Raw genomic sequence first — 16,305 nt, forward strand, 5'->3', positions numbered from 1 at the left:
TCGACTCGATATTCAGGAAACCGCGCCAACCGTCTTTCTCCAGACTCGGGAGGTCTCGTGAGACACGGGGTGGGTTTTGCCTAGCGCATCCAGGTGACCAGATCGGTGGGTCGCCGCCGTTTGGCAAGGGGGGCGGTGGGCACTGCTGGGTCTTCGGCAGCGTGGCCGAGCGTCATGATGCCGGTGAGTGCCGTGTCGGTGGGTGGGCCGGCGACGGTGGTGTCGGCGTACGGGTTCCAGTGCAGAGGCGGGTACGCCAATGTGCAGAGGTCCGAGACGCGCAGCGCTCCATACGCCGCGACGGCGGCGGCCCCGGCGACCTACCTCCGCCACTCACGATGAGTAATCGGTGGACGTGAGATGACACCCGGATCGCGGCAGATCCGGAAGCGGCACGGCACGGCACGGCACGGCACGGCACGGCACGTGGAGCCTTACGGGTTCGTGAGTGGTCATGGCCGGATATCGGGGCCGTGACGTAGCGTCAACGCGGCGATGCCGCCTACCGGGATGATCAGCCAGCAGGAAAGCAGCCGGTAGAGCAGGACAGCGGCGGCGGCGGTGACGCCACCGACGCCTGCGGTGGTGAGCGCGCCAAGTAAGGCAAACTCGACGACGCCGACACCCCCAGGCGTGAGGGGCACCTGGCGAACGATCTGCACACTGAGGTAGATACTGGTCAACGTCATCGCGCCGATCGGTAGGTCCAGTGCGCGGGCCACGGCGATCAGACATGTCAGGTCTGCCAGCCATTTGACGACGGCATATGCGAGCGCAGTCGCCCAGTCACGCACCTTGAGTTCAGTACCCGCCTTCCATGCGTCCAGGGCCGAGTCCAGCCCGATCCACAGCCGTTGCCTTACGCCGCTGCCTGCGCCAAAGCGGCGCAGGGACAACCGACGGACATACCGACGTCCAATCATGATGGTCGCGGTGGTCAGCGCGGCCAGTCCGGCAACGACGGCCAAGGGCTGCCAGTTCTGCAGCGTCGTCGCACTGCCGACGACGATCGCAATACCGCCGCCGGCGTACAGCAAGGCGAGTCCGCCGATGGAAGCGAGCCCTGACACGACCACGCAGGCTGCGGCCACCTCACGCGTGGCGCCGGCACGCTGGTACTTGCTGATGGTGAACGCAGTGGCGACAGCGGGACCCGCAGGCATGCTGATGGAGATCGCGGTACCGGCCAGGACGATCGCGAATGCGTGACCGCGTCGCAGATGCGCTCCCAGGCTGTGGAGCAGACGCCGCTGTTGGAACGCGAAGGCGCCGACTGAGACGGACTGCAGCGACGCGGCGAGCAGGAGCCAGCCGTAGTCGGCGTCGCCGAGGGCGGCTAGGACCTCCCTAGGAGCCGGGAGGCCTCCACGCAGGCCGATCGCGGCGAAGCCGACTGCGACAGCCAGAGCGACGAGCAGACGCTTCAACCATCTGCGCGAGGTCGTGGACGTCGGGCTAGGGCCTCCGGATGTCGTTGCCAGTGCCGTAATCGGAGCACCGGCAATGACGGCGTGCAACGCTCTCGACTGCGTCGGAGGTTGCGGCAGGGGGGCGGGCACCTGTCGATCCTCGCAAACGACCCAGCTCCCGCATCTTTCGCCGTACCCAACGCCGCGCGCTCATCGACAGATCCGGGCACCGCCGTCCCGGCTTGCGGTGACTTAACGTAGTCGACGAATGCTCGCGGCCTGCCCTCGCGGACGTACCGACGTCAATGGCTGCCGTGTACTTCATGGCGTACGCGACTCTGCAGTTCGAGGCGTACGCGGACAGGTGGCTAGCGCGGCGAGATCGTCGGGTCGCGCGGGGCTGTAGAAGCCGCTGGAGGCGGGTTCGCGGTGATTGGAGACGTTCAGGTCCTGCCGGGATACTCGGTGCTGCTGGTGGATGATCCTGCTGTGCAGCGGCTGTCGGAGCTCTTCCGCGTAAACACTTCGCACGTGCCGCCCTCCGGATGATGAGGTGGCAGGGTGATCAACCACGATGAGGCGGCGGCTGTCCTGCCGTTGACGCTGGCCTGGGTGAGTCGGCACCTGGAGGTCGGCGAACGGATTGTCAGGACCGAGGCGCTGCGCGGTGGCATCACTGCCGAAATGCGGAGGCTGACCATCAGCATGCGGGACGGAAGCACCCGTGAGCTGGTGCTGCGGAGCTTCGTAGACCCTTTCTATGTGGGACACGCCGAGGACTGGCTGCATCGGGAGGCCGACGCCCTGTCCCTGCTCATGGGGACCGGCGTGCCGGCTCCTGAGCTGGTCGCGGTTGATTCGACCGCCGCGCATTGTGAGCATCCATCGCTGCTGATGACACATCTGGCCGGCCGGACGGTCCTCGATGACGAGGGATTGGCGACGCGCGTTCCTCTGCTGGCCCGTCAACTCGTGGCGATCCACGCGGTGCGGCCCTCCGAGCGGCCCCGAAAGTATGTGGCGTTGACGACCGCCGACACCGTCGCGACTCCGAAGGGTGCCGACGCGGCGGCGTGGGCCGCGGCGATCGACGTGATCCGCAGGCCCGCGCCGGCCTATGAGGGGCGATTCCTGCACCGGGACTTCCAACCGGGCAATGTGCTGTTCGACCTGCCTCCCCGAAGGGCGGCAGGTGCTCGGATCACCGGCGTCGTCGACTGGGCAGCGACCTCTTGGGGCCCGGCGGATCTCGATGTGGCGCACTGCTGCACCAATCTCGCGCTGCTGCACGGCCCGGCGTGGGGTCTGCGGTTCGCTCAGGCGTATGAGGAGGCCGGCGGGGTGCTGGCCGCGGCCGCGAGCGAGCGGCTGTACTGGCAGGTGCGGGACGCGCTGGCGTGCTCGGAGGAGGTGCAGGTGGTGGCGCAGCCATGGCGGGAGGCGGGGAGGACGGAGCTGACGACGCGAGCCGTGGAGGAACGGCTGGATGCCTATGTCACCGCCCTGATGGACGCGCTGGGCTGAGCCAAGGCGGCCCCGGAGAGGCCTGGACCTCATCGTCACCGCTTAACCAAGCGGAGAATCGAGGTTCGGCACGGCATGTCATGATCGGTGGGCGACCCGGGCGTGACGGGCTCACCTCAAGGACCTGGAGCCTTGCAGCGGGATGACGGAGCGGATCGCGGAATCGGCGGCCTGCCGACGCATCGCGGCGTTCTCCGCGGCGGGGGCGGCGATGACGGTCGCCGCAGCGTCGAGCTGGTCCTGCAACTCGCGGTATCGAGTTCGGCTGGCCGTCAGTCGCGGCGTAGACGGTCCAGTTCGTCGTCGCATTCTCTGGCCGTGGCTGCGGCTGGACTGTCGCTGACCCGGGCGTCCCAAGCCGACGCACAATACGGCGGCGGGACGGAGACACGTCGCCGCAAGATCGTGCTCGATCGTGGATGCAGTGGTGTCGAGCGCGGCGGATGCCACTACATCCAGGATGTTGCGCGATCTTGCGGCGGAAGCGGCTGCGCCCGACGAGCGCGCGGCTGCGCCCGACCGGAACTGGCTGTGCCCGACCCGGGAGTGGCCGCGGCTTGGCGGTGGGGCGCGGGGTGACGTTTGGCCTCAGGCGCGCAGCTCGGCCGCGAGGTCGCCGATCGCGCTCATCGCGTACCGCTGCATTCCCGGGCCGAAGGTGATGCGTGTCGCGCCCTGTCGGCCCAGCTCGGCGATGGACTCGCGGTCCGGTCCGGCGGCCATGTTGATCGGCCCGGAGATGCCCTCCCGCAGCTGCGGGAGCACCTGCGGCGGCGCCAGGATCGGGTAGACGCAGTCGGCACCGGCCGCCACGTAGAGGCGGGCGCGTTCCACCGCGTCGGCCAGGTCACCCGTCCCGATCAGGAACGTGTCGACGCGGGCGTTGATGAAGAGGGCGTCACCCGCCTCCGCGCGTACCTCGGCAAGCCAGTCCGCGTGCCGCTGCGGGTCCTTCAGGGCGCCGTGCCCGTCCGAGTCCTCCAGGTTGCAGCCCACGGCGCCGGCTTCCAACAGCCGCCCCACCAACTCGCGGGGGGCGAGACCGTAACCGCCCTCGACGTCGGCGGACACGGGAACGGACACGGCGCGGACGATGCGCCTGACCGCGGCGAACATCTCGTCCGGCGGGGTCGCGCCGTCGTCGTAGCCGAGCGAGGCGGCGACACCCGCGCTCGGGGTCGCGAGCGCCGGGTAGCCGGCGTCGGCGAGCACCCGGGCGCTGGCCGCGTCCCAGGGGCCCGGCAGGACGAGTGGGTCGCCGGCGGCGCGGTCGTGGTGGAGGGCACGGAAGGTGGAGGCTGTCATGATCGGTCCATCATACGTTTGGTGGACCGCGTGGTCAATAATTGCTAGGCTGGTCAGATGGCCAGGCCACGGCAGTTCGACGAGGAACAGGTGATCCGCGCCGTCCGGGACCAGTTCTGGGACGCCGGCTACGCGGCGACCTCACTGGAGGACCTGGTGCGCGTCAGTGGGCTGGGCAAGGGCAGCCTCTACGGCGCCTTCGGCGACAAACACCGACTGTTCCTGCGGGCGCTGCGGGAGTACACCGACACCAGCGGCGGCTACCTGCGCGAGATGCTGGCGTCCACTCCCCGCGCCCTGGACGCGCTGCGCGCGTTCGTCCTGGCCCCGGTGGACGACCCGGGTGGCGCCGCCGCCCGGCGCGGTTGCCTCATGGCCAACAGCACGTACGAGCTGGCCACCACCGACCCCGATGTTGTCGCCGAGGCGCGGCGCACCTACGAGACGACGACCGCCCTGGTCGCCGAATGCGTCCGGCGGGCCCAGGACGAGGGTGACCTGCCACGCGACGTCGACCCGGTCGAGACGGCGCGCGCGCTGCTCGCCGCGCAGCAGGGGCTGGTGTTCATGGGGCGGACCGGGCTGGACATCGACACTCTGACCGCGACGGCCCGCACCCTCGCCACGAGACTTCTACCGGACGCCTGACCCGGCACGACGCCGCAAGGCGCGTCTATTTGATCTTGCGAGTGGACCGGACCACGATGCTCTCGTACTCCGGGTGCTTGACCAGCCAGTCGGCGAGGAACGGGCAAATTGGCACGACCGTGCGCTTCTTGGCTCGCGCGTCGTCCATCACCGCACGCGCCAGCGTCGACCCGACGCCCCGGCCCTCGTACGCCGGACCAACCTCGGTGTGGGTGTAGGCGATGATCGAGCCGGTCAGCTGGTAGGTGACGAACCCGGCGACCGCGCCCGCCTCGTCGCGCGCCTCGAATCGCTCCCGCTCCGGCGCGTCTGTCACGGTGAACTGCACCCGACCATCCAACCACCCGACCCGGCAGCGCTGACTGCGAGGCCGGCAGGGGACGCGACCCACGCACATTGTCCCCGCCGGAAGGGGAACGCATCGCCGCCGGGATACGCGACGCGGCCGGGCACACCGTGGGAGGAGACACGCACCATGACGAATCCATCGACGGACGGCGGCTTCGCCGTCGTTGAGATGTTCACGTCCCAGGGCTGCAACAGTTGCCCTCCCGCGGAGGAGTTGCTGAGCGAGATCGAACGCGATGCCCGGGAACGGCGACAGAACGTCTTCACCCTCGGGTTCCACGTCGACTACTGGGACGACCTGGGGTGGCCCGACCAGTTCGCGGACGCCGCGTACACCGCGCGGCAGGAGGCGTACGCCCGCGCGTTCGGCACCAGAGGTCTGTACACCCCGCAGATGGTGGTCAACGGCACCGTCGAGTTCGTCGGCTCCGATCGACGACGGGCGGCAAGCGCGATCATGTCCGCCATGGCTTTGACCACCACTACACCACTGGCGCTCTCCGTCGACAATCTCGGTGCGGACCGGGTGATGCTGGGCTACCGGGTCGAAGGGCCGCCGCCGCGCGCGGTGTTGCACGTGGCGGTCGTGGAACGGGATCTGACCAGCGAGATCGCCCGGGGGGAGAACGCCGGGCGGACGCTGCGGCAGGACAACGTCGTACGCGCCTTCAGGTCGGTGGGCCTGGACGCCGAGCGGGGGCAGGTGGAGCTGGCGACACCATCCGGTCTCGATCCGCGGAGCGCCAGCGTGGTCGGCTATGTCCAGGAGAACGGCGACCGGGCGATCGTCGGCGCCACCGCGATCGAGCTGTCCACCGCGTAATCTCGGCACATGCGGATGGTGCGTGGTGCGAGGGGGCTCGGTGGCTGACGCGGACGACGTACGCCGGGTGGCGCTGGCGTTGCCGCACACGGTGGAGATCGCCAGTGACGGCTTCGACTTCCGGGTGGCCGGCAAGGGCTTCGTCTGGTCCTATCCGGAGCGGATACCTGGCAAGCCGCGGGTGATCCGGCTCGACATCGCGGTGCTGTTCGTCGGTGACGAGGCTGAGAAGCAGGCTCTCCTGCTCGGGGAGCCCGAGGTCTTCTTCACCACGTCCGGCTACGACGGCCTGCCCCTGGTGCTGTTGCGCCTGGCGGCGGTCGACCTGGACCGGCTGACCGAGTTGGTGACCGACGCGTGGCGGATGCGCGTGCCGGACGCCCTGTTGAGCGACCGCGAGGGCGAACCGTTGGGCGACCGTGCGGGCGTCGGCAAATAGCGACATCAGCACGCAACGGGCCGGACACATTGACGGGGATCTCGGTGCTCCATTACGGTGGCCGAGAGAGCGCTCTCTCACCTGACCTTCCCCCCAATTCAGACGCATCGCGCTGGACCCGGCAAGGGCCGCACCCGGCGCGCGATGGAGGCACGATGAAACCTCCCGTCCCCCACCGCCGATGGGCCCTGGCCGCCGCCACCGCGCTGGCCCTGGTCGTCGGCGGCCTCGCCATCCCCGTCACCCGCGCGGCCGAAGCCGCACCCGTCGGCGCCGGCAGCTACACGACCACCCCGGTCGGCCCGCTCCCCAGCGGCTGCGGCGCGATGTCCAGCAACCCCCGGCAGTTCGCCACCGCCAACGCGCCCGCCGGGCCGATACCCACAAACGACTGGTGGTCCTCGCTGCTGTGGAAGCGCACCGACTGTTCCTTCAGTGAGCCCCTGCACGCCCACCCGATCTCGTACGACACCTTCGGCGACGGGCTCGGCTTCTCCGCGAACTCCACGCCCGCCATCAGCGGCACCGCCACCGGTGTCGGCGAGTTCCACTACCCGTACGTGCAGGACATCCGGGTCGGTGTGGCCGGGCTCGCCGCGCCCCTGGTGAAGGTCGACGGCTGGACGGACTGGACGGTCAGCCCGCACTGGAGCGACGGCACGCGCACCATGCGCGCGACCATCGGCCACGGTCTGCCCTTCGCGTACTTCCAGACCACCGGCGGGAACGCGCAGATCAGCACCGCCGGCACCCCCGACGTCTGGTCCAACAGCGGCGCCACCATCGGCTTCCGGGTCAACGGCCACGACTACGTCGGGTACGCGCCCAGCGGCGCCAGCTGGACAGTGGCGTCCGGCCGGATCTCGTCCACCCTGGCCGGCCGCGGCTACTTCTCCGTCGCCCTGCTGCCGCCCACCTCCAGCGCGACGGAGCGCGCCGCGCTGGCCGCGACCTACGGTCAGTACGCGCACGCCCACGTGACCGGCACCCAGGTCTCGTACGCCTACAACCCCGCCACCAGCGGCCTGACCACCACGTACGCGTTCACGACCACCGCCCGGGAGGGCACCGCCACACAGACCGTGGTCAGCCTCTACCCGCACCAGTGGAAGTCGCTGAGCGGCTCCACCGCGATCACTCCGACCTACCCGTCGGCGCGGGGCCGGATGAAGGTGCTCACCGGCGTCAACCAGTTCCGCACCGCCATGAAGTTCCAGGGCATCCTGCCGGAGTTGCCGGCCGTCGGCGACGGCAGCGGCGGTGACCTGTCGACGCTCACCGGGCACCTGGCCGCCACCCGCGCCAACCCGATGGACCAACGCGGCAACGACACCTACTGGACCGGCAAGGGGCTCGGCCGGGCCGCGCGGATCGCCGAGATCGCCGACCAGGTCAACGACACCACGACCCGCGACAGCGCGCTGAACGCGATCCGCAGCACGCTCACCGACTGGTTCACCGCGTCCAGCGGCAAGACCAGCCGGGTCTTCTACTACGACAACAACTGGGGCACCCTGATCGGCTACCCGGCGTCGTACGGGTCCGACCAGGAGCTCAACGACCACCACTTCCACTACGGCTACTACATCGCGGCCGCCGCGACCCTGGCGAAGTTCGACCCGGCCTGGGCGGCCACCAGCCGCTACGGCGGCATGGTCGACCTGCTGATCCGGGACGCCAACAACTACCGCCGCGGCGACACCCAGTTCCCGTACCTGCGCGACTTCGACATCTACGCCGGGCACGACTGGGCGTCCGGGCACGGCTCGTTCGGCTCCGGCAACAACCAGGAGTCCTCGTCGGAGGGGATGAACTTCGCGAGTGCCCTGATCCAGTGGGGGCAGACGACGGGTAACACCGCCGTCCGCGACGCCGGCGTCTTCCTCTACACCACGCAGGCCGCGGCCATCCAGGAGTACTGGTTCGACGTCAGCGACCAGAACTTCCCCGCCGCGTTCGGGCACTCGACTGTCGGCATGGTCTGGGGCGACGGCGGCGCGTACGCCACCTGGTTCAGCGGCGAACCGGAGATGATCCAGGGCATCAACCTGCTCCCGGTCACCGGCGGTCACCTCTACCTGGGCAACAACCCGGCGTACGTGCGGACCAACTACGCCGAACTCGTCCGCAACAACGGCGGACAACCGACGGTGTGGCAGGACATCCTCTGGCAGTTCCAGGCCCTCGGCGACCCCGACGCGGCGCTGGCGAACCTCCGCGCGAACCCGGGCTACACCCCGGAGGAGGGCGAGAGTCGGGCACACACGTTCCACTGGATCCGTAACCTCGCCGCTCTCGGCAATGTCGACACGACGGTGACCGGCAACCACCCGCTGTCCGCGGTCTTCTCCCGCAACGGGGCCCGCACCTACGTGGCGTCGAACCCGACGGCGACGCCGATCACTGTGACGTTCTCCAACGGCACCACCCTCACCGTGGGAGCCGGCAAGACGGCCACCACCGGGGCGTACACCTGGAGCGGCGGCAACGCGGCCGGCGGTGTCCCACCGACGACGCCGACGGATCCCCCACCGACCACCGACCCGCCGCCGACCTCGGGTAGCCCGACCCGGTACCTGCTACCCGGGGGTGGGTTGGGCGCCGCTGGTAGCGCGGCCACGACGACTGTCGCGGCGGCGAACGGAAACCACGACGGTACGCCCACCAACGCCCAGGTCTTCACGGCGACCGGCCTCAATCTCGCCTACGGCGGAGGGCAGACCGCGTTCGACCTGTTCGTGGACGCCGGGTCGGCGGTCGGCAACGGCGTGCAGGTGCGGATCTCCTACGACCTCACCGGCAACGGCAGTTGGGAGCGGGTGGAGACGGGGCGCTACTTCGCCACCGACCCGGTCACCGGCTACGAGCACTACACCCAGAGCGCCGGCCTGTCCTCGGCCACCGGCACGCTGGGCGCGCTGAGCAACGGCACGGTCCGGGTGGAGGTCTGGTCGGCGATCGGCAACAACCCGACCACTGTGGGCATCGGCAACCAGTCGGTGCTGCGGCTCCCGTACTCCTGATCGACAGGCACGGCGCGACATGACGTCGGCCGGTGCGGAGGACCACGACGGGTCCTCCGCACCGGCCGACGTTTGTCGTTCAGTCGGTCATCGGGTGATCAGGAGGCGGTGCAGGTGGGCGTCACGCCGGAGGCGCTGCCGGTGCCCTGGAAGCCGAACTCGGTGACCTGCCCCGCGCCGAGCCGGCCGTTGTAGTTCACGTTGGCGAACCGCACCGTGCCGGTGGAGCCACTGGCCGTCGCGCTCCAGGTGTTGGTGACGCTGGCACCACTCGGGAGCGTGAAGCCGACGTTCCATCCGCTCGTCCCGGCGGAGCCGGCGGTCACCTTCACGGAGGCCACGAATCCACCGGTCCACGAGTTCAGTGACACCGATGCCGAACAACCAACCGTCGGCGGGTCCGTCGGCGGGTCGGTCGGCGGGTCGGTCGGGGGATCCGTCGGCGGGTCCGTCGGCGGGTCCGTGGGGATGCCGGGGCCGGCGTTGAGGGCGTTCAGGACGTTCGTGTACGCGGCCTTCTTGTTGCCGTTGCAGTCGAACAACAGAGCGTTGTCGGAGCCACGCCACGAGTCGCAGTCCCGCACACCCCACACGGTGATGCCGGTGCAGCGCGAGACGTTCATGCAGGCGCGGGTGACGGCGCCGTAGATGTTTGCCTGGTTGCCGCCGGTCATCACGTCCAGCTCGGTGATCTGCACATCCACACCGAGATCAGCGAAACGCTGCAGGTTGGCCTGGTAGTCACTGGCCAACGAGGTGCCCAGGTGCGACTGGAAGCCCACGCAGTCGATCGGCACGCCACGGGACTTGAAGTCCCGCACCATGTTGTAGATCCCCGTCGACTTCGCGTTGATCCCGTCGGTGTTGTAGTCGTTGTAACACAACTTCGCACCCGGATCCGCCGCCCGCGCCGCCCGGAACGCCGCCTCGATCCAGTCGTTACCCGTGCGCTGCAGGTTCGAGTCCCGACGCCCACCGCTACCACCGTCGGCGAACGCCTCGTTCACCACATCCCACGAATGGATCTTTCCGCGGAAGTGCGTCGCGACCTGGGTGACGTGGTTGATCATCGCGCTGCGCAACGTGCTGCCGGACATGTTCTGCGCCCAGCCCGGCTGCTGCTGGTACCACAACAACGCGTGGCCACGCACGCTCATGCCATTGGCCTGCGCGTGACTGACCAGACGATCACCACCGGTGTACCTGAACTGACCCTGCTGCGGCTCGGTGGCGTCCCACTTCATCTCGTTCTCAGCCACGACACTGTTGAACTCACGGTTCAGGACGGTCACGTACGCGCTGGTGGACAGCTTGCCCGTCGCGACAGCGGCGCCGAAGTAACGGCCCTTCTCGGCCGCGGAGGCTCGGAGGGTGGTACCGGCGTTGGCCGAGGTGGTCAGCGCCATCGTCATACCCGCGGCGAGGGCGCCGGTGACCGCGACGGTCACCGCCGCCCGCAGGACTCTTCTGTGTTTCATGCGGATTCCTTGTCTGTGGTGGTGCGGCGATGGAGGCGCAGCGCCGAATCTGCTGCCGCGACATCGGAGACGGCAGCGCCGGTCACCGTCGCGGCAGCAGTGCGGAAGTCCTGACCCGACGTCCGGCATGCCCTGGGCGGACGTCGGCATCCGAGGGGCCACAGCGGGTTCGCCCGGTGAACCACAGGTGCGGCCGCCCTCAAACATCGACTGTGAGCGATAACATGCCGTTCGTCAAGTCGTAACCAACAGTGCCGGGCACGGGGTCGCTCCGGTCGCACCGGCGGGGCACGTCGTCGTGCTGCCGGAGCCGTGCGAGCACGGCTCCGGCAGCGCCCGTCACTGGAACGAGACGTCGTCGACGAGGAGGCTGTCGGTGCCCTCCGCCGTCTCCACGTAGAAGGCGGCACTGGACAGCGTGCCGCTCCACGACACTGTCGTCGTGCCGGTGAGCTGGGTCCAACCGTTGACGTTCACTCCCACGGCCGGGGTCAGCTGCAGGTAGCTCGTGGTGCCGTTCGCGGTCAGCGACAGCGTCGCCTTCGCCGACGGGGTGCCGCTCTGTGCGCGTACCCAGACGTTTGTGGTGTAGCTCTTGCCGTTGGTGAGCTTGGTGGTCACGTCCTGGCTGGGGCCGTTCCACGCGCCGGTCCGACCGATGATCGACAGCGACCCGCTGCCGCCGTGCGCGACTGCTGTGTTCCTGGCGAGCGTTCCGCTGCCGTGCACACCCCAGCCCGTCGTGCCGTTCTCCACGTCGCCGTTGGTGATCAGGTTGGCGCTGCCGCCGCCGGTGCCGCTGAACTGCCACCAGTTGATGTTGAACAGGTTGCCGCTGCCACCGGCGAAGCGCAGGTAGAGATCATGGGTGCCGGTCGCCCCGCTCACCGCGCAGGTGGTGGTGGTCCACGTCTGCCAGCCGCCGGTGCCGCCCACGGTGCAGGTGCCCACGGTCGGGCCGCTGGCGCTGTCGAGGCGCACCTCGATCCGGCCACCGCTGGTGGCCGACGCGACCCGGGCGCTGAACGAGGTGGCACCCGCGCCGAACGCGACGCCCTTGACCTTGATGTTGTCGCCGTTCTCGATCCAGCCGACGTTCATCCCGCCCTCGGTGGACACCTCGGTCTCGATGCCCGAGCCCCACGCGATCGTCTCGGCCTCCTGCCGTGCGTACGGGTTCAGCGTGCCCACCTGCGGCGCACCCGTACCGGTCATCGTGATCGTCGGGAACATGCCGCTGCTGGTGTAGTTGAACTTCTCCACCGCCACCGAACGGGTGTAACCGCTACCACCGGGCAACGCCCCGTTGTGATAGAAGAAATACGATCCACCCTGGAAATCGATCACACCCGCGTGATTGGTGAAGCTGGCGCCCTGGCGCGGCATGATCGTTCCCCGGTACGTCCACGGCCCGGTCGGCCCCGTCGCCGTGGAGTACGCGATGAACTCCGAGCAACACTCCGCCGCGAACACGTTGTAGTACAGGCCGTTGCGCTTGAACACCCACGGCCCCTCCTCGTACAACGTCGGCCTACTCGCATTGCCGTTACGGGTGCCAAAACCCGCTGTCGTGAGTGGGATGCGTGTGGCGCTGCCGGAGAACGAGATCATGTCGGCGTTCAGCTTCACGTACCACAGGCCGGGGTTACCCCAGTACAGGTATGCCTGCCCGTCGTCGTCGATGAACGCGTGCGGGTCGATCTCGTTGTTGCCGACAAGTGGTCGACCGAGCGCGTCGCGGAACGGCCCGGTCGGGCTGTCCGCCACACCGACGCCGATGACCATCTGACCGTTGGAGCGCTGGCGCACCGGCACGTACCAGTAGAACTTCCCGTTACGTGCGATGACCTGCCCGGCCCACGCGTTGGCGTCGGCCCACGCGAAGGTCGCCAGACTCATCGGCGAACCGTGATCGGTCCAGTTCACCATGTCCGCGGACGAGTAGACCCGCCACTCACGCATGGTGAAGTTGGTGGAGCCGTCCTCGTCATGTCCCGTGTAGAGGTACACCCGACCGTTGTGCACCATCGGCGCCGGGTCGGCGGTGTAGATGTTCTGGACGATGGGGTTGTCGGCCTTGGCCGTGCCCGGGATCAGTGCGAGGACGCAGGCCATGCTCGCCAGCCAGGCGATGGCGCGCCTGGCCCGGTGGGTGGCCCGGGTTGTGGTTCGATCTTTCACCTTCACGATTACTCCCACAGAGAGTGCGCCGTGCGCGATGTCTGACTCGGCGAGCCACCGCTGTCCTGGCTGCCGCTCGAACGGAACCTGCCGTCCGCACGCCGAGCAGCACGACCGGCAGCCGTGTTAGCGCTAACAGAGTTTCCCGGGCGCCTCCTCCCCCATCTGACCTGGATTTTTGTGCGGCGCGGGATGTCCGTCGTAACCACATCGCAGCATTGATGTATTGACGTTGACATCCAAGATTTACGATGCACCGTACTGAGCGACCGGGCGGGCGTCAACGGGAGGGCACCCGCTCCGCACCCACCGTCATCCGTCACACACAGTCACATTTTGGTGGTCGTGAGCCGGGCAGGTGTCCGTTTCGGACCATAGCTGCCACCGGTGGCCCCGCACCCCGGGTCAGGTTGTCGCGGGATGAGTCAACGAGGCGCACCGGGGGTTGCGGGTGTGTTAACGACGAACTATGTTAGCGATCACATCGATGTGCCGCGATAAGCGCCTGGGTGGGCACCCGGCGTCCACGGCGACCGCGTTCCCCACCACCCACACCGCATCCGTTGTCGGCCCCGTTGCGGCCGACCGCCCCCGCCGCCATCGATGGCGGCCCCGACGTACCCGGCCACCTGGAGGTTCCCCATGCCACCCCCGCCCCTCAGCCGCCGCAACCTGCTTCAGGCCACCGGCGCCACAGTGGTGCTCTCCGCGACCGGCGCCGCCGTCACCCCCGGAAGCGCCTCCGCCGCCATCGTGCCCCCGGCCCGGGCCGACATCGGCGTCTCGGCGTACGCGTTCGACCTCGGTCAGGTGCGGCTGACCTCCGGCCGCTGGATGGACAACCAGTCGCGGACGCTCAACTACCTGCGGTTCGTCGACGTCGACCGGATGCTCTACAACTTCCGCGCCAACCACCGGCTGTCCACGAACGGCGCCGCCACCAACGGGGGCTGGGACGCGCCGAACTTCCCGTTCCGGACCCACATGCAGGGCCACTTCCTGAGCGCGTGGGCGTACGCGTACGCGGTCCTGGGCGACACCACCTGCCGGGACAAGGCGAACTACATGGTCGCCGAGTTGGCCAAGTGCCAGGCGAACAACGGTGCCGCCGGGTTCGGCTCGGGTTACCTCTCCGGCTTCCCGGAGTCCGACTTCACCGCCCTCGAGGCACGGACGCTGTCCAACGGCAATGTGCCCTACTACTGCATCCACAAGACCCTCGCCGGTCTGCTCGACGTCTGGCGCTACATCGGCAACACGCAGGCCCGCACCGTGCTGCTGTCGCTGGCGGGCTGGGTCGACACCCGGACGAGCCGACTGAGCTCCAGTCAGATGCAGTCGATGCTGGGCACCGAGTTCGGGGGCATGAACGACGTGCTCGCCGACATCTACCAGCAGACCGGTGACAGCCGGTGGCTCGCCACCGCACAGCGGTTCGACCACGCCGGCATCTTCGACCCGCTGGCCAACAACCAGGACCAGCTCAACGGCAAGCACGCCAACACGCAGGTGCCCAAGTGGATCGGCGCGGCCCGGGAGTTCAAGGCCACCGGGACCACCCGTTACCGGAACATCGCCAGCAACGCGTGGAACATCACCGTCGGCGCGCACACCTACGCCATCGGCGGCAACAGCCAGGCGGAGCACTTCCGGCCGCCCAACGCGATCGCCGGCTACCTCACCAACGACACCTGCGAGCAGTGCAACACGTACAACATGCTCAAACTGACCCGGGAGCTGTGGCTGCTCGACCCGAACCGGGCCGACTACTTCGACTACTACGAGCGCGCGCTGATGAACCACCTGATCGGCGGACAGAACTCGGCCGACAGCCGCGGCCACATCACCTACTTCACCCCGCTGCGGCCGGGTGGCCGTCGGGGTGTGGGCCCGGCCTGGGGTGGCGGCACCTGGAGCACCGACTACAACTCGTTCTGGTGCTGCCAGGGCACCGGCCTGGAGATCAACACGAGGTTGATGGACTCCATCTACTTCTACAACGGCACCACGCTGAGCGTGAACCTGTTCACGCCGTCGGTGCTGAACTGGACGCAGCGCGGCATCACTGTCACTCAGACCACCAGCTTCCCGGTCAGTGACACCACCACGCTGACCCTGAGCGGCTCGATGAGCGGCTCCTGGAGCATCCGGGTGCGGATCCCGTCCTGGACCAACGGCGCGACGATCTCCGTCAACGGCACTGTGGAGAACGTCACCACCACCCCGGGCAGCTACGCCACCGTCACGCGCACCTGGGCCGCAGGCGACACCATCACCGTGCGGCTGCCGATGCAGATCGCCGTCAAGGCCGCCAACGACAACGCCAACGTCGGCGCGGTCACCTACGGCCCCACGGTGCTGGCCGGCAACTACGGCAACACGGCCCTGAGCACCCTGCCCACCCTCACCGTCTCCTCGATCACCCGGACCAGCACCAGCTCGCTCGCGTTCACCGCCAGCGCCAACGGGTCCACCGTGAACCTCGCCCCCTTCTACGACGCCCACGGCTACAACTACACGGTCTACTGGAACACCACGGGTAGCGGTAGCGGCGGCGGCGGCAGCTACCGCCTTCAGAACGTCGGCACGGGCCTGGTTCTCGGTGTCCAGAACATGTCCACCGCCGACGGTGGTCTGGCCGTGCAGTGGAGCGACAGCGGGACCGCCGACCACAACTGGGTGGTCGTGACCGACGGCAACGCGGTCCGGTTCCGCAACGCCCACAGCGGCAAGGTGCTGGGTGTGGAGAACATGTCCACCGCCGACAACGCTCGCGTCCTGCAATGGGCGGACAACGGCACCGCGGACCACCGGTGGATCCTCGTGGACAACGGCGACGGGACCTACAAGATCCGCAACGTCAACAGCAACAAGCTGCTCGGCATCCTGAACGCGTCGACCGCCATGGGTGCGCAGGCCGTGCAGGATTCGGACAACGGCAGCGCGGACAACCGGTGGAGGCTGGTCCGCAACGCCTGACCTCCGTCCCGCCAAACGGGCTCACCGGCGCGGTCACCCGAAGACCGCGTCGGTGACGCCGGGCGGGCGCCCGCCAGGGTTCGTACAGTGGGGAGGGTCCTGGCCCCAGTGAACGCGGCGGACGTGTCGGCTCGTGCCGCCTTCCGCC

Annotated in this window: 12 protein-coding genes; 6 read left to right on the top strand and 6 right to left on the bottom strand. The window is 68.7% G+C overall.

What is annotated here, in order from left to right; genetic code table 11:
- Positions 1 to 80: 80 nt before the first annotated feature.
- Together IW248_RS10575 and IW248_RS10580 are read right to left on the bottom strand one after the other, a co-directional pair.
- Positions 81 to 260, bottom strand: a complete 180-nt coding sequence (locus IW248_RS10575; RefSeq protein WP_196926820.1) for a hypothetical protein — start codon at positions 258 to 260, stop codon at positions 81 to 83.
- 192 nt (positions 261 to 452) lie between these two features.
- Positions 453 to 1,427, bottom strand: coding sequence for a lysylphosphatidylglycerol synthase transmembrane domain-containing protein (locus IW248_RS10580; RefSeq protein ID WP_231396261.1), 975 nt, complete (start codon positions 1,425 to 1,427; stop codon positions 453 to 455).
- A gap of 543 nt (positions 1,428 to 1,970) precedes the next feature.
- Between IW248_RS10580 and IW248_RS10585 the strand changes: the two genes are divergently transcribed.
- On the top strand, positions 1,971 to 2,933 hold the full coding sequence (locus IW248_RS10585; protein ID WP_196926822.1) for a phosphotransferase family protein: 963 nt from the start codon (positions 1,971 to 1,973) through the stop codon (positions 2,931 to 2,933).
- Between the two features lie 588 nt (positions 2,934 to 3,521).
- Here IW248_RS10585 and IW248_RS10590 read toward each other — a convergent pair.
- Positions 3,522 to 4,238, bottom strand: a complete 717-nt coding sequence (locus IW248_RS10590; protein ID WP_196926823.1) for an isocitrate lyase/PEP mutase family protein — start codon at positions 4,236 to 4,238, stop codon at positions 3,522 to 3,524.
- Positions 4,239 to 4,295: 57 nt separating this feature from the next.
- Here IW248_RS10590 and IW248_RS10595 point away from each other — a divergent pair, with 57 nt between their 5' ends.
- Positions 4,296 to 4,886 (top strand): TetR/AcrR family transcriptional regulator, encoded by a 591-nt coding sequence (locus IW248_RS10595; RefSeq protein WP_196926824.1) that lies wholly within the window; start codon positions 4,296 to 4,298, stop codon positions 4,884 to 4,886.
- A gap of 25 nt (positions 4,887 to 4,911) precedes the next feature.
- Here IW248_RS10595 and IW248_RS10600 read toward each other — a convergent pair whose 3' ends face one another.
- A complete protein-coding gene (locus IW248_RS10600) occupies positions 4,912 to 5,214 on the bottom strand; it encodes a GNAT family N-acetyltransferase (RefSeq protein ID WP_196926825.1) in 303 nt (100 codons plus the stop codon).
- Positions 5,215 to 5,361: 147 nt separating this feature from the next.
- Here IW248_RS10600 and IW248_RS10605 point away from each other — a divergent pair, with 147 nt between their 5' ends.
- The 3 genes from IW248_RS10605 to IW248_RS10615 all read left to right on the top strand — a co-directional run bounded on the left by IW248_RS10605 (position 5,362) and on the right by IW248_RS10615 (position 9,519).
- On the top strand, positions 5,362 to 6,057 hold the full coding sequence (locus tag IW248_RS10605) for a DUF1223 domain-containing protein (protein WP_196926826.1): 696 nt from the start codon (positions 5,362 to 5,364) through the stop codon (positions 6,055 to 6,057).
- A 40-nt stretch (positions 6,058 to 6,097) separates the two neighbouring features.
- Entirely contained in the window at positions 6,098 to 6,496 is a 399-nt protein-coding gene (locus IW248_RS10610; protein WP_196926827.1) for an MmcQ/YjbR family DNA-binding protein, read from the top strand.
- A gap of 155 nt (positions 6,497 to 6,651) precedes the next feature.
- Positions 6,652 to 9,519 carry a glycosyl hydrolase gene (locus IW248_RS10615; RefSeq protein WP_196926828.1) on the top strand — a complete coding sequence of 956 codons (2,868 nt, stop codon included), beginning with the start codon at positions 6,652 to 6,654 and terminating at the stop codon, positions 9,517 to 9,519.
- Between the two features lie 98 nt (positions 9,520 to 9,617).
- On the opposite strand, the gene IW248_RS10620 is transcribed toward IW248_RS10615, so the two are convergent.
- Positions 9,618 to 10,997 (bottom strand): endo-1,4-beta-xylanase, encoded by a 1,380-nt coding sequence (locus tag IW248_RS10620; RefSeq protein ID WP_231396263.1) that lies wholly within the window; start codon positions 10,995 to 10,997, stop codon positions 9,618 to 9,620.
- Positions 10,998 to 11,336: 339 nt separating this feature from the next.
- Positions 11,337 to 13,112: a family 43 glycosylhydrolase gene (locus IW248_RS10625; protein WP_196930127.1), complete on the bottom strand. Its 1,776-nt coding sequence runs from the start codon at positions 13,110 to 13,112 to the stop codon at positions 11,337 to 11,339.
- Between the two features lie 708 nt (positions 13,113 to 13,820).
- Here IW248_RS10625 and IW248_RS10630 point away from each other — a divergent pair.
- Positions 13,821 to 16,157 carry a beta-L-arabinofuranosidase domain-containing protein gene (locus tag IW248_RS10630; RefSeq protein ID WP_196926829.1) on the top strand — a complete coding sequence of 779 codons (2,337 nt, stop codon included), beginning with the start codon at positions 13,821 to 13,823 and terminating at the stop codon, positions 16,155 to 16,157.
- Positions 16,158 to 16,305 lie beyond the last annotated feature (148 nt).

This window comes from Micromonospora ureilytica (assembly GCF_015751765.1).
Lineage (GTDB): Bacteria > Actinomycetota > Actinomycetes > Mycobacteriales > Micromonosporaceae > Micromonospora > Micromonospora ureilytica.

What these genes read in the sequence shown, in the direction of transcription:
- IW248_RS10605 (WP_196926826.1), top strand. Translation starts at nt 5,362, where the DNA reads ATGACGAATCCATCGACGGACGGCGGCTTCGCCGTCGTTGAGATGTTC.
- IW248_RS10630 (WP_196926829.1), top strand. Translation starts at nt 13,821, where the DNA reads ATGCCACCCCCGCCCCTCAGCCGCCGCAACCTGCTTCAGGCCACCGGC.
- IW248_RS10620 (WP_231396263.1), bottom strand. Translation starts at nt 10,997, where the DNA reads ATGAAACACAGAAGAGTCCTGCGGGCGGCGGTGACCGTCGCGGTCACC.
- IW248_RS10615 (WP_196926828.1), top strand. Translation starts at nt 6,652, where the DNA reads ATGAAACCTCCCGTCCCCCACCGCCGATGGGCCCTGGCCGCCGCCACC.
- IW248_RS10595 (WP_196926824.1), top strand. Translation starts at nt 4,296, where the DNA reads ATGGCCAGGCCACGGCAGTTCGACGAGGAACAGGTGATCCGCGCCGTC.
- IW248_RS10625 (WP_196930127.1), bottom strand. Translation starts at nt 13,112, where the DNA reads ATGGCCTGCGTCCTCGCACTGATCCCGGGCACGGCCAAGGCCGACAAC.
- IW248_RS10590 (WP_196926823.1), bottom strand. Translation starts at nt 4,238, where the DNA reads ATGACAGCCTCCACCTTCCGTGCCCTCCACCACGACCGCGCCGCCGGC.